The following is a 24,496-nucleotide window of genomic DNA, read 5'->3' as shown; positions in this document are numbered from 1 at the left end:
CCCCCGAAGCGCCGGGCCCTCATCGCTCCCATACAAGCCGGGGGCGCCGCACATGGATGCGGCGCCCCCGGTTCAGGCGGATCTCACTCGCTGTGCCTCCGGACTCGCGGTCAGCCGAGCCCTGGCATGGGTGACCGCACGCTGCCTCAGAGGACTGCGGTGGCGGTCTCCTCCTGGGTGCGGAAGGCCCCGTTCTCGTCCCAGTAGAAGACGGTGACCTTCACCTTGTCGCCCTTGACGAAGCCGGCGCCGGCCGGGCGAAGCTGCATCTGCACCGTGCGGCTGACGTAGTCGCAGGTGACCTTGGAGGCGTCGATGGTCCCTGTCGCGTTCCGCTTCCCGGCAGCCGACTGGGTGACCTTGGAGGCGTAACCGGCCATCTGCAGGTCCACGCCGGTGTCGCAGGAGTACGTGATGTCCAGCCGCAGACCGGGCTTGTCGAGCGAGACCTTGGTGATGTCCAGCAGATTGGCCTTGGCGGCGGCGGTCGGCGCCGTGGCGACAGTACCGGCAACGGCCAGCGCGGCGACGGCGGCGGCGACGGCGGCGCTGCGCCGGACTCGGGATGCCTTCATGCGTTGTTCCTTCCCCCTGGGCAGTCACATCACGGCGACTGCGACAGTTGTTCGTTTTTGGTCAGGAAGAACCTTACGCGATCTTTCAGGAGTGCCCCGGGTCACCGGATCGCGCGGGGTAGCCGTGGCGACGGGGGGAACTGCCTACGGGTCGGGGGCAGTCGACGCTCCTCGTCCTGCGGTTGGGTATCGCGTAGATCAGGAAGGACCAGACCGGTTCACACCGCGGCAAGTCCCGCTGCTGCCCGGCCTGCCAGCGCGCTGTCGCGTCAACATCCCACCCGAGTCGCCCAAAGCCCCTGACGGACCGGCCGTTGTCCCATGCCGGTGAGGAACCGTCACGCACACGGCAGCGTCGGTTACCGGTGTGACTGAAGTGACGCCCACCCTGCCCGCCGACCACAGCGAACTGATCTCCGACCTTACCGGGATCGTCAGCGACTATCCCTATGTCGCCCCGGAGCCGACCCTCGCTGTCCTTGCCGATGACGCGGCTCAGGCGCTCGGCCGCATCGGCAGCCCGCGAGGCCGCCGGGAGCGGACCGGGTACACGATCCTGCTGTATGCCACCTGCTGGCACGTCGCCTCGCGCATCTTCAGCAAGTCCCTGTTCACGTCGTACACGGAGGCCCTGGACGGCTTCCGTGGCACGCTTGATCCCGCGTCCTGCACCTGGCCGGCCGGGACCCACCCCACGGATCTGGACTCGGAGTACGGTGTCGAGGCCGGGGTGAGCATGCTGACCGAGGCCGGCCGCGCCGTATTCGCCGAGGACTACGGTCTCGAGCGCGAGGAGCTGACGGCTTTCGACTGCGAGGCGTTCCTCGCAGGGCTCGCCGACCGGGCCACCGCCCGCATACGCGAGGCGCACCAGGCGATCTTCGGAGGCATCGATGTCTCCCCTCTCGACGCGCAGTTCGTCCGGGAGGACGGCGGCATCGACGTCATAGCCATGCAGGAGGCGATCCGGCGCTCCTGGGAGGACAACACCGGCCCCGTCGCGTTGTGGTCCGCCCGTCGCTGGCTGTCCGCAGAGGTGCGGGACGAGGACCGGCTCGGCCTGTTCCTGTGCATGTGGATGGGCATTGCGCAGACGTACGAGGGATTGCCGCCCTCGTACGCCCGCGACTTGACCGCGGCGCTCAACACCATCGACCTGGACGTCACCTGCGAACACCCCCGACACCCCTGGTCCACTGCGGCGGCCACCGTGCAGTCCCGGTATCGCGCGGTGGTCCACCTGTACGCGCCCGAGGACCACCCGGACACACCTGTACCCACCGAGCTGTCCTCCCGCGAGCTGTGGGAATGCCCCACCCAGTACGCCGAGTTGGCACGCAGCGCAAGGGAAAACGTCGAGGGATGGCGCCACATGCGCGGCGGCGAGGACGAGGACTGGGAAGACTGAGCGCGTGAGGTGTCCGCGTGGCCCTGCGGACCGGGTTACTCGTTCCCGCGCTGGCGCCGGATGCGTACGGCCACGTCGTTCTGCTCCGTCTCCCACCAGGGGCGTACTCGCTCAGGGACCGGACCCTCGGCCGAAGCCGGGGCGCCGGTGCGGGGGCCCCGGTCCAGAGCGTCGGCAGGGGCCGGCACGACGGTGAGGTCCGCGTCCAGGCGGCGGTCCAGGGCCGCGGCCTGGACGCGTTCGGCGCGCGCCCACTGGTACAGGATCGCCAGGATGAAGGGCAGCGCGACCAGTTCGGCGATGCTGAGCATCGCACCGCCGCCGACCTGCTGGTCGTGGTGGAGGTCCGGCGACCAGGACGGCGTATGGTGCAGATACCAGGCCCCCGCGATCAGCGTGCCGTGCGTCATGACCACGACGCCGGGCACCGCGTCCACGATGCCGTCAAGGAAGACCAGCGCGGCCCGCACCGGATGCGTGCACCAGGCCGGCAGCGCCTCCTCGTGCGTCAGCACCGGTACGACGACCAGGCTGCCGGCCACCAGCAGGTGCAGGTACATGAGCTCGTGCAGCCACCCCACCCGCAGGGCGGTGTCGAAGTACGGCGTGAAGTAGATCGTCAGCTCGGTGCCCAGCACGAGGGCCGTACTCACCATGGGGAACGTCAGGGTGCGCACCACCCGGCCCGTCATCAGCCGCCGCGCCCGGACCGCGGACCTTTCCGGCAGCGCCGCGACGGTGAGCCGCAGCGGATCGCCGAGGGCCAGACCCAGCGGGACGACCAGGTCGAGCAGGATGTTCTGCACGGCGGCGGGCCAGAACAGCTCGTGGTCGTACACGGCGAGCGCGGACATCGTGGCCACGACCAGGCCGCCGAGCCCGAGCAGCGCGAAGGCGGCAGCACGCCCGGGCGGCCAGGGCTCACCGCGCCGGCGCAGCCGGGCCATGCCCCAGCCGTAGAGCACGCCCAGCAGGACCACCAGCAGCAGCGCGGGGACATCCGGCTGCCACGAGGACAGCAGCCGCCCGATGGTCAGCTCAGGCAGTTGCGCCGCCGCCAGGGGCACCTCGTTTCCGGCCATGCCGTTTTGTCCTCCTCAGGGAATCATGAGGTGAGTCGCCGCACCTTGACAGCGGCACGCTAGTCCCCCGCGGGGTGACACCGAGCAGCGGGCCACCCGAAGGGCGCCGCGGACCACGGCAAAAGGAAACCGGGGCTTGCCGCGGCCGCACGGCACGGTGACGGCAGATCGTCATGCCGCCTGCGGGGGAAGGACCCTCAGGTTTCCGGCAGGCCCAGAAGGGACTCGAGGGTGGTGGACGGCAGTCCGGGCGGGCGCCCCTGTCCCTGCGCGCGCGGCGCGGTGAGGTCGACCGTGTCCATGGCCAGCGCCGAGCGCAGTTGCCGCCCGACGGCGGGGACTGCCCGGCCGGCGGTGGCCGCGCAGATGCGCAGCACGCTTCGCGGGATGTGGCGCGGTGGTGCGGTGCGGCCCGCGGCCCGCTGCACCTGGCCGGCGAGTTGGTTGAACGTCATGTCGCGGGGGCCGCTGATCTCCAGGTCTTGGCCGCGCAGGGACCGGTCGAGGACGGCGCGCTCGACCGCCGCCGCGACATCGCGCACGGAGACGAAGTTGATCGGGTTGTCACCCCTGCCGAAGACGAGAGGGCGTCCGGAGCGTCGAGCGGTCTGCCGGAGGATCTCGATCCACAGTTCCATGAAGGCCCCGGCCCGCACGACCGTGCCCGGAACGCCGCTTGCCCGCAAGTAGCGCTCGGCCTCGCACTTCATCCGGAACAGTTCCATCGGACTGTCCGACGAAGCGCCGATCACCGACATCAGCACCACATCCGCTCCCGCGTCGGATGCGGCGTCCACAAGGTTGGCGTTGCCGTCCCGGTCGACGGTGGCCGGTGATTCTCCACGGCGGCCCAAGAAGCCATGCATCGCGGACACCACGGTCTCCGCGCCCCGGACCGCCTGCCGGACGGCCTCCCGGTCGCGGACGTCGGCCTGCGCCACCTCGCACCCCCAGGCCCCCGGCTCGCCCGCCTTCTCCCGTGAGCGGGTCAGTACCCGGACCCGCAGGCCCCGTCCCGTCAGGGCCGGCACCAGGACGTGGCCGAGGCGTCCGGTGCCGCCCGCGACGACGATCATCGCGGCGTCCGCACGGAGAGCTGGGCCCCGATGGCCTCCTCTGCTCGCAGCCGCTCGACCAGCTCCGCGGGGCAGGTTGCTGCCGGGGAACCGCTCATTCGCACCCACCGCCTCACATGAAACGGGCCCACTCCTCCAGTTTGCGCCCGCGGAATCCGGCGCGCGCGGGCAGCCCGGAACGCCTGCACGGGTCAGTGATCTTCATCCCGATGCGTGACTTTCCCGCCCCCGATCAGCCAGTAACGGCTGTGGCTGCTCGAGCGCCAGGTTTCACCGGCGGTGAGAGCCCAGTCGATCCATTCGGCGAGTTGAGGCAGCGCATGTGCCTTCAAGGCGATGCGGGCATTGGCTGGGTCGGAATATGTCATGTCCCCGGCGAGTATAGGGGTCGGATTTCGGAGTACTCGTTCCATTTACGCGTCCGCATATGTCCCTGCAGGTATGTGCCGGGAAATGGCGGAGCCGCTCGCGCCCGGCCTCAGCGGGCAGGTGCGAGCGGCTCCTCGTTCACCGAGAGCGCGCCCTACGGTGCGACCAGGGCCCAGCCCGATCGCGCCATGGTGGCGGCCGCTCCGAAGGAGACCGGGTCGTCGGCGACTCCCGCGCCACCGGTCGCCACGTCCTCGGCGAGGGTGGCGACGACCAGGGCGCCCGCGCCGAGCACGAGCACGGCTCCGCCCGCCCATCGCGCCGCCGTCTGCCAGCGCGAGCGCTGCTCCGGGGCAGGGGCGGTCACGGGGACAGGGACCGTCTGCGGTTGACGCTGGGTGGCGGAGTAGGTGATGACTCCCTTCCCTGGATGCTTCGTCGACGACTCGACCTGGAGCGTGGTGTTGGGCTGGGTCGCGGACGGAGCCTGCATGGGAAGGATGTCGAACCCGGCCGTGACCCGGCGCATGTCGCCCTGGGCCCTGAGCTGCGCCGTGATGCCGGCGACGTACCACTCCACGTCACCGACGCCGGAGTCCTCGGCCCGGCCGCCCTTGTTCTTGGCGTCCCAGACGTAGACCGTGGTGTCCGTCCACAGCAGCAGGTCGGCCCTGCCTCCGGTCGCGATCACCCTGTTGCGCGGATCGCCGCCGCCCTTGACCGACTGGAGGTCCATGGTCACCTGCCAGGTGCCGCCGGGACTCGCCGCGCCCATCGCCTGGAGCTGGGTCGCGGCCATCACGATCGCCTGGTCGTGGTGGACCGTGTACTTCTCCTGCAGGTGCCGGCCCAGGTTGAACGGCTCCCCCGGTTCCCGGCCGTCGGCATCGGTGTAGCGCAGCGGGTTCTGGTAGCCGTAGCCGTACAGTTGCAGGTTCGACGGCTGGTGGACGCCCTCGTTGGACCCGCCGTCCAGGTACTCGGTCAGTGCGGGGTCGGTGGACTCCCACATGCCGCCGCGCGGATCGTAGTAGCGGGCGCCGTGGTACGAGTACCCCGTCTCCTTGTCGAGTTCCTTGCCGGTGAACCCGTACGGGTCCTTCTCGCCGGGGTGTTCCTCGACCCAGGTCTCCCCGGACGGGAAGTAGTCCAGGTGCTCGGCCAGGCGGCCGGAGGCGTCCGTGCCGAAGTTCGCCGACCCCAAGTGATCGCCGTGGAAGAAGAACTGGTCCTTCTCGTAGGCATTGCCCGGCCTCGAGGTCTGGGTGGCGACCCGGATGCCGCCCGCGTACACGTGCTTGAACTCGGTCTCGTTGCGGGCCGTGTAGAACTGGTTCGGGTAGAGGGTGGTCTGGGCGCCGTCCTTGACGATCCGGGTGCCCTGGTCGTCGTAGGTGAAGCGGACCGACGGGGGCTTGCCGGGCTGGTTGCAGGAGGACGGATCCTGCGCCTGGTCCTTGTTCTTGGACGTGTCGTGGACGCAGGCGAGGCGGTTCTCCTCGTCCCAGATCTGCTGGCGGCGCGGACTGCCGGGCGCCGACGACACGCTGTCGATCAGGTTGCCGTCGGCGTCGTAGGTGAGGGTCTGCCGGCCCATGACGGACGGGGCGTGCGGACGGCCGGCGCCGTACGTGTAGGTCTGCTGGTACGTCGTGTTCTTCTGGACCTGCTCGTGGCCGCCGCCCACGACGATGCCGTGCTGCTGGTCCTTGGCGGTGATGTTGCCGATCGTGTCGTACGACGTGGCGTAGGTGTATCGGTCGGTCTTGTTCGCCATGAACTGGAAGGAACCGGTGGCGCCGGTCAGCCGGTTGAGGTTGTCGTACGTGTAGCTCTGCTCCGTGGGGCCGCCCAGCTTGGGCGTCTCGGCCGGGAGCTGGGTGTTGTTCTTCTGGCCGGTGAGGTTGCCGTTGGCGTCGTAGGAGTAGCCGATGTTCTGGAAGGCGGAACCGGTCGGCAGGGTGGAGGTGAGGGTGGCCAGGCGGCGGTCCTCGGCGCCGTAACTGAACGTCGTGCGGGTGCCGTTGCCGAGTTCCAGCGCCGCGCGGTCGCCGAACTTGTCGTACGTGAGCGACCGGACGTAGGTGTAGTCGAAGCCGTTCTTGGTGCCGGCCGCGGCGCTGACCTGGCCACCGCTGTCGTAGGTGTAGGACAGCCGCTCACCGTCGGGGTAGGTCAGGGACAGCATGCGGTTGAAGCTGTCGTAGGTGTAGGCGGTGGTGAAGGTGCGCACATGCGGGCCGGGGCCGGGCAGGGTGCGGGTCTCCTCGGTGACCTCGCCGAGCGGGCCGTACTTCCGTGTCACCTCACCGCCGGCGTCCTCGATCTTCGTGACCCGGCCGGCCGCGTTGTTCTCCGCGCCCGGAGCGCCGTAGGTGTAGCGGACGTCGTTGCCGGTGAAGACGGGGTGGTCGATGGCCGTCACTCGGTCGAAGTCGTAGGTGTAGGTGATGGCCTGGTTCCTGGCGGCCAGGTTGGCGGTCTGCTGCCGGATCACGTTGCCGGCCGGGTCGTAGCCGGTGACGGTGCGTCCGGCGTCCGGCGAGTCGACGACGGTGCGGCGGCCCAGGTTGTCGTAGGCGGAGGCGGTGACGTTGCCGTGGTCGTCGGTGACCTTGAGGACCTCGCCCAGCGGGTCGTAGACGTAGCTCGTCCAGATCGGGGCGTCGCCGGTCTTCGCGCCGGGCTCACGGATGGCGGTCTGCTGTTCCCGCACATCGCTGTAGGCGGTGGTGCGGTTGCCCTTGGCGTCGGTGGACACGGTCGCGAACTCCGTCGTGCCCGCGCGGTCCTCGCCGAAGCCGTACGCCACCGACGTGGACGTGCCGTCCGGCAGCGCGGTGCGCAGCCCGCGGTCGAGCACGTCGTAGGTGTGCGTGGTGGGCCGGACGCTGTCGAAGGCGGTGTTGAGGACGGTGCCGGCGTCACCCTTGGGCTCGGTGACGGGGTAGTACTGCTCGACCGTGCGGCCCAGCGCGTCGAAGACGAGACGGCCGGAAACCGTCATCACGTCCTTGCCGCCGACGGTGGCGTCCTTCTTGGTCTGGACGACGCGGCCCACTCCGTCGGTGAAGGTGACGGTGTCGATCGTGTCGTCCTTCACCGCTCCCGCGGCGTCCCGGTCCAGGTGGCGGGTGACCGCGTACGGGACGGGCGCCTCCGGGTGGTAGTCGAAGGCGATCGTGGGTCGTCCGGCGCCCTGGTCGTGCGGGCCGGTCACCGCGGTGAGGCGGCCCCGCGCGTCGTACTCCGACACCGTCTTCCGGCCGTTGATGTCCGTGGACTCGGTCTGCAGGCCGAAACGCAGGTCGTAGGAGGCGGTGGAGCGGTAGCCGAAGCTGTCCTCGATCGACGTGGCGTGGGTACCGGTCGGCTCGTCGTAGGTGTAGGTGCGCTGGTAGCGCTGACCCCGGTGGTTCTCGGGCGAGGTGATCGACTTCAGGGTGCCGTCGGGGTTGTAGGCGAGGTCGGTGACGGCGTCGGTGCCGCCCTCCAGGTGCGCGGTGTGGCGGGTGACGTCGCCCGTGGCGCAGTCGACCTCGGCGTCGCGCGAGCGCATGAGCTTGCCGGCGCCGCGGACCTCCACCGTCCGGCCGATACCCACGATGTGGGTGTCGGTGCAGTCGGTGTAGACGGTCTTGGTCTCGACGTCGTCGGCGGCGCCGGGTTCGCCGTAGTCGACCTTGCGCACGAGGTTGCCCAGGTCGTCGTAGCTCATCTCCGTGGACGTGGTCTTGCGCGGGGTGTCACCGCCCTCGCCGTCGTACCAGCGGGCCTCGGTGCGCTGCAGCTGCGGGAAGACCGAGCCGGTGAACACCGGCCGCAGCGCGTAGGTGTTGACGGTCTCGGTGAACAGGGCGCCCTTGGCGTCGGTGACCGCTTCGCGGGTGAGCAGGCCGCGGGCGGCGTGGCTGCGGGTGTCGTACTCGCGGACGGTGTTGCGGTACGGCTTGTCGCCCTCGGCCAGCTGGGTGCTGGTGACGCTGCCGTAGCCGAGGAACTCGCGCTCCAGGCGGTCGTACTTGCCGTCCTTGTAGGAGAAGGAGTACGCCTGGGTGTCGGGGCCGTCGCCGGGCAGGTTGTCGTGGACCCGGGTGCCGGTGAGCAGCCAGCGGGAGCCGGGCTGGTCGTAGGTGTTGCCGTCGCGCGTGTAGCTCAGGTCGATGCGCGAACCGAGCGGTCGTGTCACGTTCTTGAGCAGGTTGGTGCGACCGGTGCGGTTGGCGGCGACGACCAGCTCGTTGTCCTTGCCGGAGGAGAGGTGGTCGGCGAGTCCGTCACCGTCGATGTCGCGGATCATCTGCTCGGCGCGCGAGGCCCCGGTGGACACGTTGACGCCCGGGTTGATGATCAGGCAGCCCACGACGAAGCAGATGGGGACGGTGACGTAGACACCCCCGCCGAGCTGGGCGTTGGAGTCGGCGTTGATCCCGTCCAGGGAGCCGAGGAAGGGAACGGGCTCGGCGAAGCCGGAGCCGGTGTTGAGCGCGACCCGCACCGGGTTCCCGGCGAAGACGCGGTCGACGCGGCCGTCACCGTTGACGTCGGCGAGGGAGCTCTTCGTCGACGACGACTGCTGCTGGAAGGAGGCGCCGCCGCCGAAGCCGTAGAAGTCCGTGTTGAAGCCGATGTTCAGGCCGGCGGTGGAGCCCTGGCCCTCGTTGATCTTCCCGCCGGGCCAGGCTTCGGGCGCGGCGAAGCGGTAGCCGAGATTGAGGGCGACGCGGCCGTCCTCGTAGGCCCGGTCGGGCAGGCTGTCGCCGTTGATGTCGATCAGGTCGTACGAGGTGTCGGCGGTATTGGCGCCGAGGTTGCCGCCGATCCCTAGCGGGGGCATGTCGTTGCCGGCGGAGGAGGTGTCGGCGGTGCCCCAGCCGGGCGGGGCGGCCTGGCCGCGGCCGGTGGCGATGGTGCGGGCCGCGCTGCCCGCGCTGGCGTTGCCGCTCTTGGTGTCGGAGGCGCGGACCGCCCCGCCGGGCACGGATCCGCGGGTGGTGCCGAGGACGCCGGTCGGGTCGGTGTACTGGACGCCGCCCGCGCCGACGACGTCCGGGAAGCCGTCGCCGTTCATGTCGAGGTAGTCGAGCTCGCCGCGCGCGGTGCCCAGGGCGACGCTGCCGCCGACGCTGCCGATGCCGCCGCCGACCGAGCCGGTCAGCGAGATCTGGTTCGAGTGGGACATGCGGGGCACGGCCTGCGCGGAAGCCAGGGACGTGGCGGTGGGCAGGCCGATGCTCTGACCGCCGAACCGTGAGCTGGAGGCCGTCGAGGCCGCCGCCCAGGTGTACTCCCCCGATCCCCAGCGGCCGTGCTCGGCGTCCGGGGCGAAGGGCACGGCGGTGGGCGGGGTGATCGTCGGGTTCTTCTCGAAGGCCGCGCGGTCCCGGTCCGGGTCCACGTCGGAGGGCAGGTTCTCCTTGATCTTCTCCTCGGTGAGGTCGTCCTGCTTGATCGGCTGGGTGGCGCGGTCGCGGTTGCCGTTGTAGCCGGCGTACGACCAGCCGCGGTACAGGCGTCCGAAGACGCCCTCGGCGGTGGGGGCGTGCACGGTGGCGGGCGCGAGCGGGCCGCCGTTCAGGGCGACTTCGGCGCTCTGGATCTTCGCGGCGAGGTCGGGCGAGGCCGCGGTGATGTCGACGTACAGGGCTTCGCCGGCCGGGGCCGTCACCTCGACGGAGGGCTTGTCGCCGACGTCGAACGCCCGCTTGGCGAGGAGCGCCCCGTGCTTCTTGACGGTGAGCACCAGCCGGCCCGTGGTGTTCGCGGCCGCCGTCACGTACGCGGTGGCGGTGAAGGTGCCACCGGGAGAGGTGATGGGCTGCTGGACTCCGGAAGGCCCGGAGGGGACGTAGGTGTCGATGTCGTACGGGGGCCGGAACTGGAGTGGCTGGGCGTCGTCGCCGGCCGGCGCGGGCGTGCCGGCGGTCTCGGTGTAGCGGGCGAGCGGTGCCCAGTCCAGGGTGGTCACGTCGACGGGTGAGTCGGAGCGGATGCGCCACTGGAGCTTCTGGCCCTTGGTGACGTGGATCGTGGTGCCTGCCGGGAAGGTGCCGGTCTCGGCGGCGCCGATGGTCTTCTCGACCACGGGAGCGCCGTTCTGGAGGATCTGCACGGTGACGTCGTCGGTGGTCGAGGCGTTCTTCGTCACGTCGCCGGTCAGCTGGAGGGTGCCGTCGACCGGGGCTTCGACGCTGCCGGCACGGCCGGCCAGGGTGAAGTCCTTCGAGGCGGTGTAGGAGTGCAGCGGGAGGCCGTTGGCGTCGGTGGCCTCGAAGCCCGTGTAGGTGACCGTCGGGTCCCAGGCGACCTTGTCAGCAGCGCCGTCGAAGACGGAGCCGACGCGGAAGTAGAGCCGGTCGCCGCGCTTGACCTCGACGGCGTCGACGCCCTCGGGCGTGTACGCGGTCTCGTCGCCGGCCTCGATGTGCCGGGACCACAGCTCGCGGCCCTCGTGCTGCACGGCGACGCGAACGCCGTCGGGCTGGGAGAACTCCGGCTGCTCGCCCGCCTTCTGTAGCGCGACGGTGCCGGTGACGCGGACGGTGCCGTCGTAGGGCGCGGTCCACCGGCGCAGCGTGTCCACGAGCGGGGAGGAGTCGATGCGCCGCTCGCGCTCGGCCGCGTAGTCGGGCAGCAGTCCGTCGGTGTCGACCTGACCGGCGCCGATGGGCACCGGCGTCTGCGAGGCGGGCCCGTACTCGACGCCGCCGTCGCTGTCGACGCGGCCGAAGCGCACGGACGAGCCGTCGACGAGGTCGACGACACCGTCGGAGTTGACGTCGCTGAAGTAGCGCTTGGTGGTGGACACGGTGTCGACGTAGTCGAGTTGTGCCGCCACGCCGAGGTAGCCCTCGATGCCGACGGTGAGGGAGTCGGCGGACTCGCTGAGGATGCCAGGCAGGTTGCGCAGCGGTGTGGTGGTGGAGGCGAACCTCGGCTCGCCGCCCGGCCGGGAGAGGTTCTTGCGGAAGACGAAGCCGCCGCCGTGCTTGAACACCTTGTCCGGCAGGTTGTCTCCGTCCACGTCGACCAGGGACAGGAGCCCTTCGTCGCCGGACCGGCTGTAGCCGGCCTTGACTCCGACGGAGCCGTTCTTGGAGGGGCTGGTGCCGTAGCCGACGTACAGGTGGCCGCCGACGCTCGTGGAGGTGTTGCCGTGCAGGGCGCCCGCCTCGCCGGCCCCCGGCTTGACGGCGTTCACCGCGCCGTTGCGGACGTTGTCGTCCGGCGACGTCCAGGCGACCTTGGCGAACGCCTCGTACGCGCCCTTGGCGTCGCGGATGTCGTCGAAGTACTCGAACCGGTGGCGGGTGAACTCCTTGCCGTCCGCGCCGAGCTGGGCGATGGACCTGAGGAGGGTCTTGTCGAACGCGCCGGTGGTGTAGGCGAGTTCGTAGGAGCGGACGGGCTTGTCCTGGAAGCGGACGTCGATCCGGCGCAGCAGGTCGGCGGTTACCCGCTTGAACCCGCCGCGGGCGTCGATCGACACGTCGGGCCGCCGGGTTTCACCGAGGTCCCGGTCGCGGACGAAGGTCACCGTGTAGGGCCCGTCGCTGGCTCCGTGCCCGGTGTACGCGATCTTCTGGACGTACAGATTGCGGCCGACGACGCTGCCGCCCGTCACGCCCGCGTCCCGGACCAGGGCGTAGCTGTAGCGCACGGTGTTGCCGTGCGGGTCGCGGACCTCGCGCAGGGCCCAGGAGAAGATGTTGCCGGCGTCGTCGGCGAGCGTGGCGCCCTCGCCTCCGTACAGGTAGCGCACACCGGACTTGTCGGTGACCTCCCAGCCGTAGGTGGCCGGCGAGGTCCCGGTGCGCACGATGCGGTCGAAGCCGCCCTCGATGCGCGCGTGGAAGACCTTGTCGCCGGTGCTCCGGGGTCCGGGCGCCGCGCGGTGGGCCAGGGGTGTCAGCTGGTCGCCGCCCATGAGGTACGTCTCGGTCTCGCGGGACGCGTCGTAGCGCGGCACGCCCCAGCGGGTCTCGACGGAGATCGACGGGACGGACAGGTCCCAGCCGGTGCCGAGCCAGCTCTCGGCTGCTGACGAGGTGTACTCCACCGCCAGCGACGGCGCCAGACCGGCGCGTCCGTCGGGGAGTTCGAGCGGGTACGAAAGCCGGGCGTCCCCCTGGTTGTTGGCGGCCGGGGCCGCCATCTGGTTCACGCCGGTGACCGGGGAGGCGGCCTGGATGTTCTTGATCTGGTTGGGGTCGGAGGAGATCTGTTCGGGGCCCTCGGGGGCGGTGACCACGGCGTTCACCATGTCGGTGAAGTGGTCCGTGCGCGAGACGACGAGGTGCTTGTCCTCGTCGACGGAGAGCCGCTCCAGCGCCCGCCAGCAGGTGCCGGCCTCGTCGAAGAAGAAGGTCCGGATGTCGCCCGGGGTGTGCCCGGAGCTCTTCAGCGCGTCGGGGTCGTACGGCAGGGAGACGGTGATGCCCGCCTGGAAGGTATGGGGGGTGGGGGTGAATCGGTAGCCCTGCGGCCCCTTGGTGACGTTCTCCATGCCGGCGCCGAGTTCCGGCAGGGTGGTCGCGTCGAGCGGCTCGATGCCGACCTCGGTGGGCTCGGACACCGCCTCGGGCGTGAGCGTCGCCTTGGCGCCGTCACGGGTGACACTCTTGGTGACCCCGGTGTCCGGGGTGACCCACGTCGTCGACGGCCGTGCGGCCGCCACCTTGGTACTGGCCGCCTTGCCCGGCACGCAGCCGCCGAGCGCCGGTACGACGGCAGCCACCGGCGCCGTGTGCGGCGAACCGTTCAGCGAACTGGCCGAGACCAGGGTGACCGGCAGTGCGAGGGCCAACAGCAGCGCCGGCCCCCGACTGCGGGCCCATGGAGCCCGTCGAAATCTGTACGCCCAGCGATGTCTTCGTACCCCACCGGTCATCGGTCTCGCCCCCGACCCTTCACACGGCAAACGGCCTGTACTGCAACGGCTCACAGAGGAGCCACATCCTCCCCGTGACGCTGCACACAGCACAGCCACAAATCAGCCAGGACGTGAAGGAGTTGTGGACACTCGCAGAGCCATCGGCGGCCACTCGTTCGTGTGGTTTGACGGGCTCCCATGAGGGAAGCACGCGTGCTCCTGTGAGGATCACCCGGCGAACGGTCGACAAGTTGCGGAGCGACCGGATGGGGCAACCGAGTGGCGTCGTGGGGAGTGGCGGCCGGAAGCCATCAATGCAGACGGTGAGGGTAAGCGGTAGTGACCGACCCCCCGCAAGGAAAGCAGGTGCCCCGCCATGTCCCAGACACAGGACGTCGTCGAGCTCATCCTTCAGGACCACCGGCGCATGGAGGACCTGTTCCGCCTGATGCGCAGCGTCGAAGCCGACCGCGCCGCCGCGCTCGAGGAGTTCGCCGACCTGCTGATCGCCCATGCGCTGGCCGAGGAGGCCAAGGTCTATCCCGCCCTGAAGAGGTACAAGAACATCGACGACGAAGAGGTCGAACACGGCGAGCACGAGCACGACGAGGGCAACGAGGCCCTTCTGGCCCTCCTGGAGGTGGAGGAAGTCGGCTCCGACGAATGGGACTCCAAGCTGGAGGCCCTGGTGGAGGCCGTCACCCATCACGCCGACGAGGAGGAACGCACCATCCTCAACGGTGCGCGTGAGAATGTGGCCATGGAGCGGCGTGAGGAACTGGGAGCGGCGTTCCTGGAGGAACGCGAGCGTCAACTGAAGGCCGGGTGCGGCTCCCTCGACAACGTGCGCCGCATCGTCAAGTCCTGACCGCATCCCGACGCGGGCGGCCCGGCCGGACTCAGGACACCGGGCGCGAGCTCACCGGGCCCGAGCTCAGGACACCGGGCCCGAGCCCGGCCGGGACGGCCCGGACACGCCGTTGGCGGCCGGCGCGGCGGACGCGATGTGCCGCACCTCGCGCCGAAGCGCCGCGACGGCGGTGTTCTGGCTGAGCACGCGACTGGCGCACCACATCGTGCGCCCTTGGACGCGCCGCGGGAGGCTGGCTCCATGCTCACGGTGATCATCTATCCGCCGGACAACCAGGGCGGCCGACGCGTGCGGGCGGACGGCACGATCCTCGGCCGCGCGTACCGGCTCCGGGACGTCGTCGCGTTCCTGCAGGAGGCCGGCATGGAGGGGATCGATGACCTCGACGTCATCCGGTCCGACGACATCGAGTGGCGCGGCGGCGGGCCGGAGGTGTGGGCGCACTGAACGCCTGAGCAACCCGGTCAGGGATCTGCTCTTCCTGCCCGCCGCCTCGCCCGTTCCCGCTGCGGTACGGTCGCCGACCGGACGGCCGAGCAGCGGGGCACCGGCTCGGTCGGCGGCACCGAGCACCCATTGCCGGCCGACCTGACACCCCTCCGGGCCTTTGCCCGGCGCTCCACCCCCTGCCGACCTTCCGACGCAGCCCACGAGCGTGGCCGTCGCCCGCGCCACCACACCGGCATGCTCTTCCGCGGCGGCTCCGTCCAGAGCGTTTCCCCGGCAGCGGCCGTGGCGCTCTGCTCGGGGCGCGTGGGAACCCGTCACGACATCAGCGGCCTCACTGCGGTGCCTGCCGGGCATTTCCCCCCCGGCGCTCCTACGGGCGCCGCCCAGCCACTCGCGCGCTGCCCGCGACCTCATAGCCCTGTCCGGCGTTCTGGCCGGTCCGGAGCTCCTGACGATCGGCGACGACGGACGCGACGTCTCGGCGCGTGTCCGTTTCGGCCGCCGGTACCGTGACGCGTTCGCTCTCGTCCTGCACGAGCAAGGACAGCAAGGAGGCCACCGGCAGCCCTGCTTCGGCCGGGTGACGCAGCACCTTGTCGGGCTCGATGCGGTAGGTGTTCGTGCGCCCCTCGCGGGTGTGGGAGAGGTAACCGTCCCGCTCGAGATCGGAGATGATCCGCGCGACGGCCCGCTCGGTGAGCCGGCAATGGGCGGCGAGGTCACGGATGCGGACGTTCGGATTGTCGGCGATGGCCGCCAGGACACGCGCGTGGCTGGTGATGAACGTCCATCCGGTGTGCGACTCAGGTACTCCAACCATGCCCGGCATTTTAGAGGACGGTTGTTGCAGGAACCCACTTACATGACATAGTTTTCATGCAATAGCTGACGTAGGCTCCCGTCGGGGAGCCACAGAGAGGAGCCCGAAGGTGGTGTGGGACGAGGCCGTGAGGCCGGCCCTCATGAGCGACACCGGCGGAACGCCACTGCCGGAACAGGCCACCGGGCGCGCCTCGCACGGCGGTGGCGTGCAGCAGTACGAACGGCGTGGAGCCTGGGTGATCGCCGCTCGCGGGGCCTACGACATGCAGTCGATCACGCCCTTGGCGGATGCGCTGGCGTCCGCGGTCAAGGAGTATCCCAAGGTGGTCCTGGACGCCTCCGGAGTCACCTTCGCGGACTCGACCTTCTTGAATCAGCTGATCCTCACCCATCAGGCGGCCACCCTGCGCCTGGTCGCGCCGTCCGCACCGGTACGGCGGCTCTGCGAAATCACCGGAGTGGACAAGCTCCTGGAGATCCGGGACACGCTCGACGAGGCTGCCGCGACGTGACGGCCTACGATCCACTGACGGGCACGTCTCCTTGTGGGAGCCCTGAACACAGGTAGCCCCCTGGCCCTCGTCGGACCAGGGGCTGCGTGTGACCCCGGGCGACGCGTGACCCCGGGCGGCGCGTGCCCCCGGCGGCGTGTCTTTACAGGGGCGAGCGTCCGGAGACCGCACCGCCGGGGTCGTCGGCAAGGGCGAGGCGGGCGGTGACGCGTTTGCCGACCGGTTCCCGCTGGGCCTCGAAACCCTGGGCGACGGCCATCACGATCTCCAGGCCGTGCTGACCGACCCGGCCGACGTCCGCGGCCCGCGCGACCGGCAGCACCGGATCGGAGTCCCACACCGCGACCTCGACCAGGTCGCCACGGATACGCAGGTCCAGCAGCACCGGTCCCGGGGCGTACTTGCGGGCGTTGGTGACCAGCTCGCTCACCACGAGTTGCGTGAGGTCCATGGCTCGCTGCGAGACGGGCAAGCCATGGTCGGCCTGCACACGGGTGAGGAAGTCCACGGCCAGGCGACGGGCATGGGCAATGTCCGTGCCGTCGCCGTCCAGGGCTACCGTGGTCTGCATGCCCCGTTTGTCGGGCATGGTGCTGTCCTCACCCACAGGTGCTGTATCCGTCCAAGCCGCGTTCACTGACCCGTTCACGGCCCGCGCATACCCGTTTCCATGGGATTGACTCCTGAGATCTTCTGCTGGCTGCGCCACGGCCGGCTCTGCTGGCACCCGGCCGGACCCGGTGCCGAAGTGGCGCAGAGCCGGCGGGCGTCCTACGGGGCGATGAAACGGGTGGTCATCGGGCGGTCCTGCGGTAGCGGGTCAGGACGGCCGCGCCGACCTGCTCGGCGGCCAGGAACTCCAGCTCCGTGTGGGGGCCCTCGGCCGGGAAGAGCCGCCGGCCGGTGCCGAGGACGGTGGGGAAGGTCAGCAGCCGGTACTCGTCGACCAGGTCGGCTGCCCTCAGCCGGTCCACGACGCTCAGGCTCCCGGTGACGACCACGTCCCGCCGTTCACGTTTGACGGCATCGACCAGGTCGCCGTCGAGGACCCGGGAGTTCGCCCACGCCGAGGTGTCGGTGTCGGTCAGGGTGCGGGAGGCGACCAGCTTCGGCACGGCGTTCATCCGCGTAGCGAACGGATCGTCGCGGCCCGGCCACAGCCGCGAGAACAGCTGCCAGGTGGCGCGCCCGAGCAGCAGCACCCCGTCGTCCAGCGTGCGGCCGAGCCGGAACTTGTCCCCGCCGACCGCCTCCGGGCCGTACCGGAAGGCCCAGCCGCCCAGCGGCGTGCCGGCGGATCCGTCCGGGTCGGCCACGACCCCGTCCAGGGTGATGAACTCGATGACGATGACACTCACGATGAGATTCCCTTCGGTTCGGTGCTCACCGGTACGTACCGGCCGCGCCGCCCGGACTCATCGCTCCCGGCGGAACTCTTCTGAGGAAATCTCCCGCGGCAGCTCGAAGGCGTCGAAGACGCGCGGATCGGCGAACACGACGTTGTGCGCGACGCGGCCGTCGGTGACGGCGAAGACCTGCAGCGTGTGCAGGCGGTGTCCGCCGCCGGGCTCCGGCGCGTACGCCGCGAGCGCGGCCTGCCCGTTCGCGGTGAGCTCCCGCAGGCGCCAGCCCGTGCCGCGCATCGCGAACACTCGCTCCATGAACCGTCCGTAGTCCCGGCTGCCCCGGTACCACAGCGGCACGGGCGGCATCTCCAGCACCGCGTCGTCGGCGAGCAGCCTCACCAGCGCGGGGACATCCGCCGCCTCGAACGCCTGCACGTACCGCTGGACGACAGCCCGTGCCTCGGGATCCTCCGGCTCGGTGACCGTCCCGGCATCGCGCACGTCGGCCAGGGCGGCACGGGCGCGCTGCAGCGCGCTGTTGACCGCCGCGACCGTGGTCCCCAACTGCTCGGCGACCTCGGCGGCGCTGAACGCCAGCACCTCGCGCAGCACCAGCACCGCCCGCTGCCGCGCGGGCAGGACCTGCACCGCGGCCACCCACGCGAGCCGCAGATCGGCGCGGGCGTCGATGTCGTACCGCTTGTCAGGGAACGGCTCGAGCCAGGGCACCTCGAGCGCCGGCACCAGCGGCGCCCCGGGATCGTCGCTCGGCGCCCCCAACCCGGACGGCAGCGGCCGCCGTGCCCGTCCCTCCAGCGCGGTCAGACACACGTTGGCTGCGATCCGGTACAGCCAGGTCCGCACCGACGCACGAGCCGGGTCGTACCGGTCACGGGCCTTCCAGGCACGCAGCAAGGTCTCCTGCACCAGGTCCTCGGCCTCGTGGTACGAACCCGTCATCCGGTAGCAGAACGCCACCAGCTCGCCCCGATACGGCTCGAAATCCACGGGCCCATCATGCACCACCGCGAGCTCGGGAGCTGCGGGGCGGCACCGTCACAGCACGGGGAAACCTCCGCTCCCCCGTCCTCCATCCGTTGCCTGCCGGACGGATGTGACCTTCCCATCGGGCTGACCCAATGCCGTCTTAGGCCGGCCCGTGCGGCTCCGGCACTGTCGGGTGCACATGCGGCTCCGGCGCTGTCGGGAGACGGCGCCTCCCCACCCCGATGACCGACCACCATCGGAGTAGCTCCCCTACCCCGTCGAGCGCGAACTCCGGCTCGACGGACGGGGTTTGTTGCTCCAGCCGTCCCTGTTCTGCCTCCACAGACCGGTCACGCTCGCCGCCCCCGACCTGCCGCCCGTCCTCGTCATCAGGGCTGCCTACCCCTCGGCATGTGCCGCTGAGTCCACAGCTCGCCGCTGTCGCACACCCGCGCGCCCATGTTCCGCTCCATCATGCGCAGCGCGGCGTCGGCGAGGTCGGCGTGAATGTGGGCCACCGCGTCACGGGGAATCACGACATGGAATCCGCGGATATGGGCGTCCAGCGCGGAGTAGAGCACGCACTGCTCCGTCACCTGGCCGCACAGCACCAGCTGGTCGAGTTCCTGTTCCCGAAGCAGGTACTCCAGCGGAGTCTCGTAAAAGGCCGAGTGGCGGGCCTTCAGTACGAAAAGGGAGGAGTCATCGGGCCGCAGTGGCCGCACCAGGCCTGCGTGCGGCCCGGAGAGCGCTTCTTCGAGGAGTTCGCCGTGGTGGGAGCGCCATTCTCCGAAGTTGTCGTTCACGTAGATCACGGTGATGCCGTTGCGTCGCGCCCGGTCCAGCAGGTCGGTGAGCACCGGCACCACTGACTCGACCGAGGGAATCAGCAGCTCGGCGTCGGCGTGGTCATACGTGTTGATCATGTCGATGACGATCAGTGCGGTCTTGCCCATGGCGCCAAGATTCCCACCGCTCGGCATGCGAGGCCCGCAACCGGGCCGCGGCGCCCGACGGCCCGGTTGCGGCCGGCGTCTCGGCCCTGCGCCTGCCCCCTCCGCTCCCCCGGGCCGGCCTATCGCATGAGGACGTCACGGATCGAGAGGCCGTAGTGGACGCGGAGCCGGTGCAGTTCCCACAAGCCGACGGCGGTGACCGACACGGGGGCGCCCAGCTCCAGCAGCACGCGCAGCGGACCGGGCACACCCGCGTACGCACCCGTGAACAGGTCGATGACCGTCATCTCCCACACCACGATCATCGCCAGCAGAGGCGGGACGGTCTCGTGAATGTCAGCCGTGCGGAAGACATGGACCAGGGCCAGTCCGACGCCCCAGACGATGAACGGCAGGACCCAGACCAAGGTGAACAGGATCCCGGCAAAGGTGACCACGGTCATCGCCGGACCGGTCGCGAAGCGTCCCTCCACGAAGCCGGTGAGGACGGAGGCGGGGAACACCGCGACGGCCGCCACGATGGCGACGATCGCACCGAAGGACCTGGCGGCCCGGCGCAGCAGTTCCCCTCGGGCGGACGGCGCGGCGACGACGAGCAGGACACCCACGACGACCGGGAAGGTGACCGACAGCACCAGCATGCTGATCCATGACTGGTTGACACGGTCCCAGGCCATGTCTCCCATCGACTGGGCCAGTTTGTACGACACCGACACCCACACCACGGCGCCCAGGCCGACCGCGGTGCGGATCTTCTGCATGCGGGCGACGGCGGCGTCCTCGACGATGCCCGGACGTGACGGTTTGAAGACTCTGCGCGCGGTGTGGATGGGGCCGACCCGTCGACGCAGCCGTTGCAACGGGCCGGGCGGGGGCGGGGGAACCGGAAAGCCGGGGTGGGGCGGCTGGGGATGCGGGAAGTACGGCGGATGGCCGCCGTTGGCCGGAGGCGGCGGATACGGGCCGGGCGTATAGGGCGACCCTGATGGCGGCTGCCCGCCTGGGTTCCAGTTGCTCACGAGTCTCTCCCCCGAGGTGGGCACAGGAAGCGGAACGCACTCAGCATAGGGGCGCCGAGGGCTGCCGGTAGCCCTTCAGTTACGCGTCCACACGTCCGGGTTCCACCCTCATCTGCGCGGCGCTGGCGGCCAGTTCCTTCGTCACCGTGCCGTGGACGCAACACGCCTCGTACGCGCCGGCGGTCCAGCTTCTCCTGGCGGCCCTCGCCGTCCTGGCCGGCGGTGCCTGCCTGGTCGGCACCCGCGCGCCTGCCAGGGCCGGCCGGAGCGCCGTACTTCTGGTCCTCGTCGGCCCGGCGTACCGCCGGCGGCTGCGCGGCGACTGCCCGGGATGCGGACGCAGGCGCGCCGGCCCCGGTGACGGCCCGCTCGCCTACGTGACCGTGCCGACCGCGCCGGTGGGGGTGCCGACGCGTCGGCGCCGGCGCGCCGGTCAGTCGTCAGTCGTCAGTCGTCAGTCGAGGATCTCGGCGATCCCGCGGCGGCGGAGGTCGGCCAGCCCCTCCACCATGGCCTTGATCTGCTCGGGAGAATGGCCGACCCAGTCCTTGAGCTCCGACACGATGCGCACGGGCTCGCTCGTGCGATAGGAGCGCGTGGGGTTGCCCGGGAACTTCTTGTCGGTGACGTTGGGATCGTCCTCCAGAGCGCCGGTCGGCTCCACCACGTAGATGCGCCCGGGCCCGTCACCGGTTGCGAGCTCGGCGCCCCAGGCGGCGGCGTCCAGGGTCTCGGAGACATAGACGTGGCGCGAGGTACGCCCTTCCTCGTAGTTGGATGCGTAGCCGGGGACCAGCAGATCACCCGGAACGAGATGCGCCTTCGTGCCGTGCAGGTACGTGCCCGCCTCGTACACCTGGAAAGGGACAGGGGCGCTGGTCATGGGCTGCTCCTTCGGCGCCTGGGCACTGGGTGGGTCAACAGGGAATCACAAAGCCACTCGTGAACGCGCGGCGAAGCCGGCAACGGCTCGATCGACACCCATACCTGACCCGGTGTCATTCGTCCTGGCCGCGGCGGGCGGTGGCGAACCGGCGCTGGTAGGCGGCGGGACTGATGGACACCTCCCGCGCGAATACGCGGCGCAGACTCTCGTAACTCGGGAACCCGGCCAAGGACGCCGCCTGCGTCGCGGTGTATCCCTGGACGAGCAGTGACTTCGCGATGTCGAACCGGATGGACTCGACGTACCGGGCCGGCGTCGTGCCCAGCTCCTCCCGGAACAGCCTGGTGAGGTGACGCGTGCTGACGTTGAGACGCCCGGCGAGTGCGGCGAGGGAGTGGTCGCCGGCGGGATCCGCCGTGACCAGGTCGACGACCGTGCGCAGCGCGGGCGACCGGGGCGGCGGTCCCTGAAGGGGCGCGGAGAACTGTGACTGGCCGCCGGCGCGTTGCAGGTAGACGACGAGGGAGCGGGCCACCTCCCGGCTGACGTCGGGACCGTGGTCCTCCTCGACGAGAGCGAGCGCGAGGTCGATGCCGGCCGTGACACCCGCCGAGGTGTACGTCGTGCCGTCGCGGACGTGGAGGGCGTCGGGTTCGACGCGGGTCTTGGGATGCCGGGCGGCGAGTTCACTCGCGATCTTCCAGTGCGTGGTCGCCCGCTTGCCGTCCAGGAGGCCCGCCGCGCCGAGGACGAAGGCACCGGAGCACACCGACGCGACCCGGCCGGCCCGGGTCGCAAGATTCCTGGCCGCTTCGGTCAGGTCGCGCGTGACGGGGACCCGGGGGTAGACGTCTCCGCCCGGCATCAGGAACGTGTCGGGGTCCGGCTCCGTGGCCGCGCTGCCGTCGACGGCGATCCGCATGCCGATCGAGGAGGCGACGTCGGCGCCGGTGGTCGACACCAGGTCGATCCGGTAATCGGCGCCGAGCAGGTTCGCCTCCCCGAAAACTTCGGCCGGTCCGGCGACGTCCAGCAGTTTGACGCCGTCGTACACGAGGATCGCGACCCGATGCGTGCCGGAGGTCACGGAGCCGTCCTGCGGTGACTGGATTCGAGTGATTCATGGCCGGACCGAGGCGGCGCCGGGAGCCGCAGGGGCGGCACCGTGGACATTGGACGCACGGTCCACTCGTAGCGCATCGCATCGGAAAGCACGGACATCATGACCGACATCATCGCAGGGGTGGAAGTACCCGAGAGCCCGGCTGTGGCGGAGGCCACCGCTTTTCTTCGGGAGAGGACGACGCCCCTGATCTTCCACCACTCCCGGCGTGTCTTTCTCTTCGGTTCCCTCCATGCGCGAAAGCTGGGCCTCCGGCCCGATCCCGAGTTGCTGTACATCTCGGCGATGTTCCATGACGCGGGCCTTCTGATCCCGTTCTCCGACACGCCGCAGCGTTTCGAGCTGGACGGCGCCGACCACGCTCGGAAATTCCTGCGCGACCGCGGGTTCTCCACGACCGCCACCGAGGTGGTCTGGTTGGCGATCGCCCTGCACACGACGCCCGGAATTCCCGGCCGGATGGGTCCCGAGATCGCCGCGATGAACCACGGCGTGCTGACCGACGCCGTCGGCTGGGGGCTGGACGGACTCGAAAGCGACCAGCTGGACGAGATCGTCGCCGCTCACCCGCGCGGGGATTTCAAGAGGGAATTCCTGCAGACGTTCGTCGAGGGCCTCAAGGACCGCCCCGACACCACTTACGGGACCGTCAACGCGGACGTCCTGGAACACTTCGTTCCCGGATTCCGCCGTACGTCGATGGTGGAGCGCATCAACGACGCTCCCTGGCCGCGGTGACCCGGCGGCCGCGCTCAGAACCGGGCGTGTGCGGTGATGTCGGCGGTGAACTCCTCGATCATGCTGCGGGTCACCGTGGGGCGGCACTGGTCGATGGCCGTGAGGTAGTCCGATGTGGTCGCTCCGGCCCGGTCGTCGGCGAGTGTCGTGTCGCCCGCGGACAGGTCTCGTTCGAACGCGGCCTGGGCGGCGGCCCGTGCCGCCTGCTCTATGTCCGCCGGGGTGAACAGATCACTCGCCTTCACCAACGTGTCGAGGTCGACGTCGGTGCGGTCCTCGGTGTAGCGGGACCAGATCGCTCGGCGCGCCTCCGGGTCCGGGGTGCCGATCGGGATCACGTAGTCGAAGCGGCCCGGGCGCAGGAAGGCGGGGTCGAGCGAGCGGACCGAGTTGGTGGCACAGACCAGCAGCCGCTCGTCACGTTCCCGGAAACCGGGGATGAGCTTGAGCAGCTCGTTGGTGACCGCGTGCATGCCCGCCGGTGTCCCCCCACCGCGCACCGGGGCGATTTCCTCCACCTCGTCGATGAAGACGAGTACCCGCTCCAGTTGCGCGATCCGGGTGAACGCGGCGCGCAGCGCGGCGGCGAGGTTGCCACCGTCCGCCAGGCGGGAGGGAAGCAGCTCGACGAACGGCCAGCCCAGGCGCGAAGCCACGGCCCGCGCGAAGGTGGTCTTGCCCGTGCCGGGCGGCCCGAAGAGGGTGATCGCCCGCGGCGGCCGCACCCCGTGCCGGGCCGCGCGCTCCGGCTGCGCGAGCGGCATCACCACGCGTCGCTCGATCAGCTCTTTCTCGGCCCTCATCCCGGCCACCCCGTCCCAGAGGTGACTCGGCAGCCACTGTCCGCCCAGCTCGTCGAGGGAGTGGGCCATCGGGCCGGTCGGCGGCTCGACGCGCTCGTAGTACGCGACAGCGGGCCTTCTCGTGTAACCCGCGTTGGTCAGCCCCTCGCCGAGCAGCTCCTCCGTGGGCAGGACATACGCGACGCGCTGCACCCGGGCTGCCACCAGACGCCGTTCCAGCTCCCGCAGCAGCGCGCTGGCCAGCCCCCGCCCGCGCCAGACGGGCTCGATAGCGATACGCATCACCCAGGCACGCTCCCCCGCCAGGCAGGCGAGCGCCGAACCGATCACCGCGCCGCCGTGAACGGCGACGACAGCCGGCTCCCTGGCCGTCAGTGCGGCGATGCACTCGGCGAAGGAGAAGACGGACTCCTGGCCGAGTTCAGCTGTGGTGTCGATCAAGTGCACAACCGCCGCCAGGTCGTCCTCGCGGTAGTCGCGGACAAACCAGTCCATGGGGTGCCGCCCTTCGCCTATGGCCGTGAAGCACTGAGAGTAGGGAGCCCGTGACAGCACCGGCGTGCTCCATCATGGACAAGACGAAGCCGGTGAACCGACCAAG

Annotated in this window: 18 protein-coding genes and 1 pseudogene; 5 read left to right on the top strand and 14 right to left on the bottom strand. The window is 70.4% G+C overall.

The features are described from left to right. Positions 1-146: 146 nt before the first annotated feature. Positions 147-575, bottom strand: coding sequence for a hypothetical protein (locus ACZ67Q_RS06270; protein WP_471177098.1), 429 nt, complete (start codon positions 573-575; stop codon positions 147-149). 367 nt (positions 576-942) lie between these two features. On the opposite strand from ACZ67Q_RS06270, the gene ACZ67Q_RS06265 reads away from it, so the two are divergent. Continuing rightward, positions 943-1,983, top strand: coding sequence for a hypothetical protein (locus ACZ67Q_RS06265; RefSeq protein WP_471177095.1), 1,041 nt, complete (start codon positions 943-945; stop codon positions 1,981-1,983). 35 nt (positions 1,984-2,018) lie between these two features. Here the strand turns inward: ACZ67Q_RS06265 and ACZ67Q_RS06260 are convergent, their stop codons facing one another. The 4 genes from ACZ67Q_RS06260 to ACZ67Q_RS06245 form a co-directional block, all read right to left on the bottom strand. Further along, entirely contained in the window at positions 2,019-3,065 is a 1,047-nt protein-coding gene (locus ACZ67Q_RS06260; RefSeq protein ID WP_471177093.1) for a cytochrome c oxidase assembly protein, read from the bottom strand. A 197-nt stretch (positions 3,066-3,262) separates the two neighbouring features. Then, positions 3,263-4,141 carry an SDR family oxidoreductase gene (locus ACZ67Q_RS06255; RefSeq protein ID WP_471177090.1) on the bottom strand — a complete coding sequence of 293 codons (879 nt, stop codon included), beginning with the start codon at positions 4,139-4,141 and terminating at the stop codon, positions 3,263-3,265. Between the two features lie 191 nt (positions 4,142-4,332). Beyond that, positions 4,333-4,509, bottom strand: coding sequence for a hypothetical protein (locus tag ACZ67Q_RS06250; protein WP_471177088.1), 177 nt, complete (start codon positions 4,507-4,509; stop codon positions 4,333-4,335). A 155-nt stretch (positions 4,510-4,664) separates the two neighbouring features. After that, entirely contained in the window at positions 4,665-13,316 is an 8,652-nt protein-coding gene (locus ACZ67Q_RS06245; RefSeq protein ID WP_471177085.1) for a SpvB/TcaC N-terminal domain-containing protein, read from the bottom strand. Between the two features lie 442 nt (positions 13,317-13,758). Here ACZ67Q_RS06245 and ACZ67Q_RS06240 point away from each other — a divergent pair, with 442 nt between their 5' ends. Both ACZ67Q_RS06240 and ACZ67Q_RS06235 read left to right on the top strand, forming a co-directional pair. Then, positions 13,759-14,250 carry a hemerythrin domain-containing protein gene (locus ACZ67Q_RS06240; protein WP_471177083.1) on the top strand — a complete coding sequence of 164 codons (492 nt, stop codon included), beginning with the start codon at positions 13,759-13,761 and terminating at the stop codon, positions 14,248-14,250. A gap of 243 nt (positions 14,251-14,493) precedes the next feature. Further along, positions 14,494-14,700, top strand: coding sequence for a hypothetical protein (locus ACZ67Q_RS06235; RefSeq protein WP_471177081.1), 207 nt, complete (start codon positions 14,494-14,496; stop codon positions 14,698-14,700). A 505-nt stretch (positions 14,701-15,205) separates the two neighbouring features. Here the strand turns inward: ACZ67Q_RS06235 and ACZ67Q_RS06230 are convergent. Then, a pseudogene (locus ACZ67Q_RS06230) lies at positions 15,206-15,523 on the bottom strand (helix-turn-helix transcriptional regulator); the annotation flags it as partial. 142 nt (positions 15,524-15,665) lie between these two features. Here ACZ67Q_RS06230 and ACZ67Q_RS06225 point away from each other — a divergent pair. Beyond that, complete coding sequence (locus tag ACZ67Q_RS06225; protein WP_471177079.1) at positions 15,666-16,037, top strand: STAS domain-containing protein; 372 nt, start codon at positions 15,666-15,668, stop codon at positions 16,035-16,037. Between the two features lie 142 nt (positions 16,038-16,179). Here ACZ67Q_RS06225 and ACZ67Q_RS06220 read toward each other — a convergent pair whose 3' ends face one another. From ACZ67Q_RS06220 to ACZ67Q_RS06190, 7 genes are all read right to left on the bottom strand, one after another. Then, positions 16,180-16,626 carry an ATP-binding protein gene (locus ACZ67Q_RS06220; protein WP_471177076.1) on the bottom strand — a complete coding sequence of 149 codons (447 nt, stop codon included), beginning with the start codon at positions 16,624-16,626 and terminating at the stop codon, positions 16,180-16,182. A 205-nt stretch (positions 16,627-16,831) separates the two neighbouring features. After that, on the bottom strand, positions 16,832-17,395 hold the full coding sequence (locus ACZ67Q_RS06215) for a dihydrofolate reductase family protein (protein ID WP_471177073.1): 564 nt from the start codon (positions 17,393-17,395) through the stop codon (positions 16,832-16,834). A 57-nt stretch (positions 17,396-17,452) separates the two neighbouring features. Then, positions 17,453-18,391 carry an RNA polymerase subunit sigma-70 gene (locus ACZ67Q_RS06210; protein WP_471177070.1) on the bottom strand — a complete coding sequence of 313 codons (939 nt, stop codon included), beginning with the start codon at positions 18,389-18,391 and terminating at the stop codon, positions 17,453-17,455. Between the two features lie 368 nt (positions 18,392-18,759). Then, the gene (locus ACZ67Q_RS06205) at positions 18,760-19,326 is read right to left on the bottom strand and encodes a cysteine hydrolase family protein (protein ID WP_471177067.1); all 567 of its coding nucleotides are present in this window, start codon (positions 19,324-19,326) and stop codon (positions 18,760-18,762) included. A 119-nt stretch (positions 19,327-19,445) separates the two neighbouring features. After that, a complete protein-coding gene (locus ACZ67Q_RS06200; protein ID WP_471177065.1) occupies positions 19,446-20,087 on the bottom strand; it encodes a hypothetical protein in 642 nt (213 codons plus the stop codon). A gap of 712 nt (positions 20,088-20,799) precedes the next feature. Beyond that, entirely contained in the window at positions 20,800-21,228 is a 429-nt protein-coding gene (gene arr, locus ACZ67Q_RS06195) for an NAD(+)--rifampin ADP-ribosyltransferase (RefSeq protein ID WP_471177062.1), read from the bottom strand. A 115-nt stretch (positions 21,229-21,343) separates the two neighbouring features. Next, the gene (locus ACZ67Q_RS06190; protein WP_471177060.1) at positions 21,344-22,318 is read right to left on the bottom strand and encodes a GlxA family transcriptional regulator; all 975 of its coding nucleotides are present in this window, start codon (positions 22,316-22,318) and stop codon (positions 21,344-21,346) included. A 135-nt stretch (positions 22,319-22,453) separates the two neighbouring features. Here ACZ67Q_RS06190 and ACZ67Q_RS06185 point away from each other — a divergent pair, with 135 nt between their 5' ends. Beyond that, entirely contained in the window at positions 22,454-23,092 is a 639-nt protein-coding gene (locus tag ACZ67Q_RS06185; protein ID WP_471177058.1) for an HD domain-containing protein, read from the top strand. A 14-nt stretch (positions 23,093-23,106) separates the two neighbouring features. Here ACZ67Q_RS06185 and ACZ67Q_RS06180 read toward each other — a convergent pair whose 3' ends face one another. Beyond that, on the bottom strand, positions 23,107-24,390 hold the full coding sequence (locus tag ACZ67Q_RS06180; RefSeq protein ID WP_471177056.1) for an ATP-binding protein: 1,284 nt from the start codon (positions 24,388-24,390) through the stop codon (positions 23,107-23,109). Between the last annotated feature and the right edge of the window lie 106 nt (positions 24,391-24,496).

This window comes from Streptomyces sp. NPDC036813 (assembly GCF_055609245.1).
This window is presented reverse-complemented; position numbering and strand designations above follow the sequence as displayed.

Bases quoted from the DNA above. Each gene is read 5' to 3' on its own strand.
- ACZ67Q_RS06270 (WP_471177098.1), bottom strand. From the start codon at position 575: ATGAAGGCATCCCGAGTCCGGCGCAGCGCCGCCGTCGCCGCCGCCGTC.
- ACZ67Q_RS06260 (WP_471177093.1), bottom strand. From the start codon at position 3,065: ATGGCCGGAAACGAGGTGCCCCTGGCGGCGGCGCAACTGCCTGAGCTG.
- ACZ67Q_RS06255 (WP_471177090.1), bottom strand. From the start codon at position 4,141: ATGATCGTCGTCGCGGGCGGCACCGGACGCCTCGGCCACGTCCTGGTG.
- ACZ67Q_RS06250 (WP_471177088.1), bottom strand. From the start codon at position 4,509: ATGACATATTCCGACCCAGCCAATGCCCGCATCGCCTTGAAGGCACAT.
- ACZ67Q_RS06240 (WP_471177083.1), top strand. From the start codon at position 13,759: ATGTCCCAGACACAGGACGTCGTCGAGCTCATCCTTCAGGACCACCGG.
- ACZ67Q_RS06235 (WP_471177081.1), top strand. From the start codon at position 14,494: ATGCTCACGGTGATCATCTATCCGCCGGACAACCAGGGCGGCCGACGC.
- ACZ67Q_RS06225 (WP_471177079.1), top strand. From the start codon at position 15,666: ATGAGCGACACCGGCGGAACGCCACTGCCGGAACAGGCCACCGGGCGC.
- ACZ67Q_RS06220 (WP_471177076.1), bottom strand. From the start codon at position 16,626: ATGCCCGACAAACGGGGCATGCAGACCACGGTAGCCCTGGACGGCGAC.
- ACZ67Q_RS06205 (WP_471177067.1), bottom strand. From the start codon at position 19,326: ATGGGCAAGACCGCACTGATCGTCATCGACATGATCAACACGTATGAC.
- ACZ67Q_RS06200 (WP_471177065.1), bottom strand. From the start codon at position 20,087: ATGCAGAAGATCCGCACCGCGGTCGGCCTGGGCGCCGTGGTGTGGGTG.
- arr (WP_471177062.1), bottom strand. From the start codon at position 21,228: ATGACCAGCGCCCCTGTCCCTTTCCAGGTGTACGAGGCGGGCACGTAC.
- ACZ67Q_RS06185 (WP_471177058.1), top strand. From the start codon at position 22,454: ATGACCGACATCATCGCAGGGGTGGAAGTACCCGAGAGCCCGGCTGTG.
- ACZ67Q_RS06180 (WP_471177056.1), bottom strand. From the start codon at position 24,390: ATGGACTGGTTTGTCCGCGACTACCGCGAGGACGACCTGGCGGCGGTT.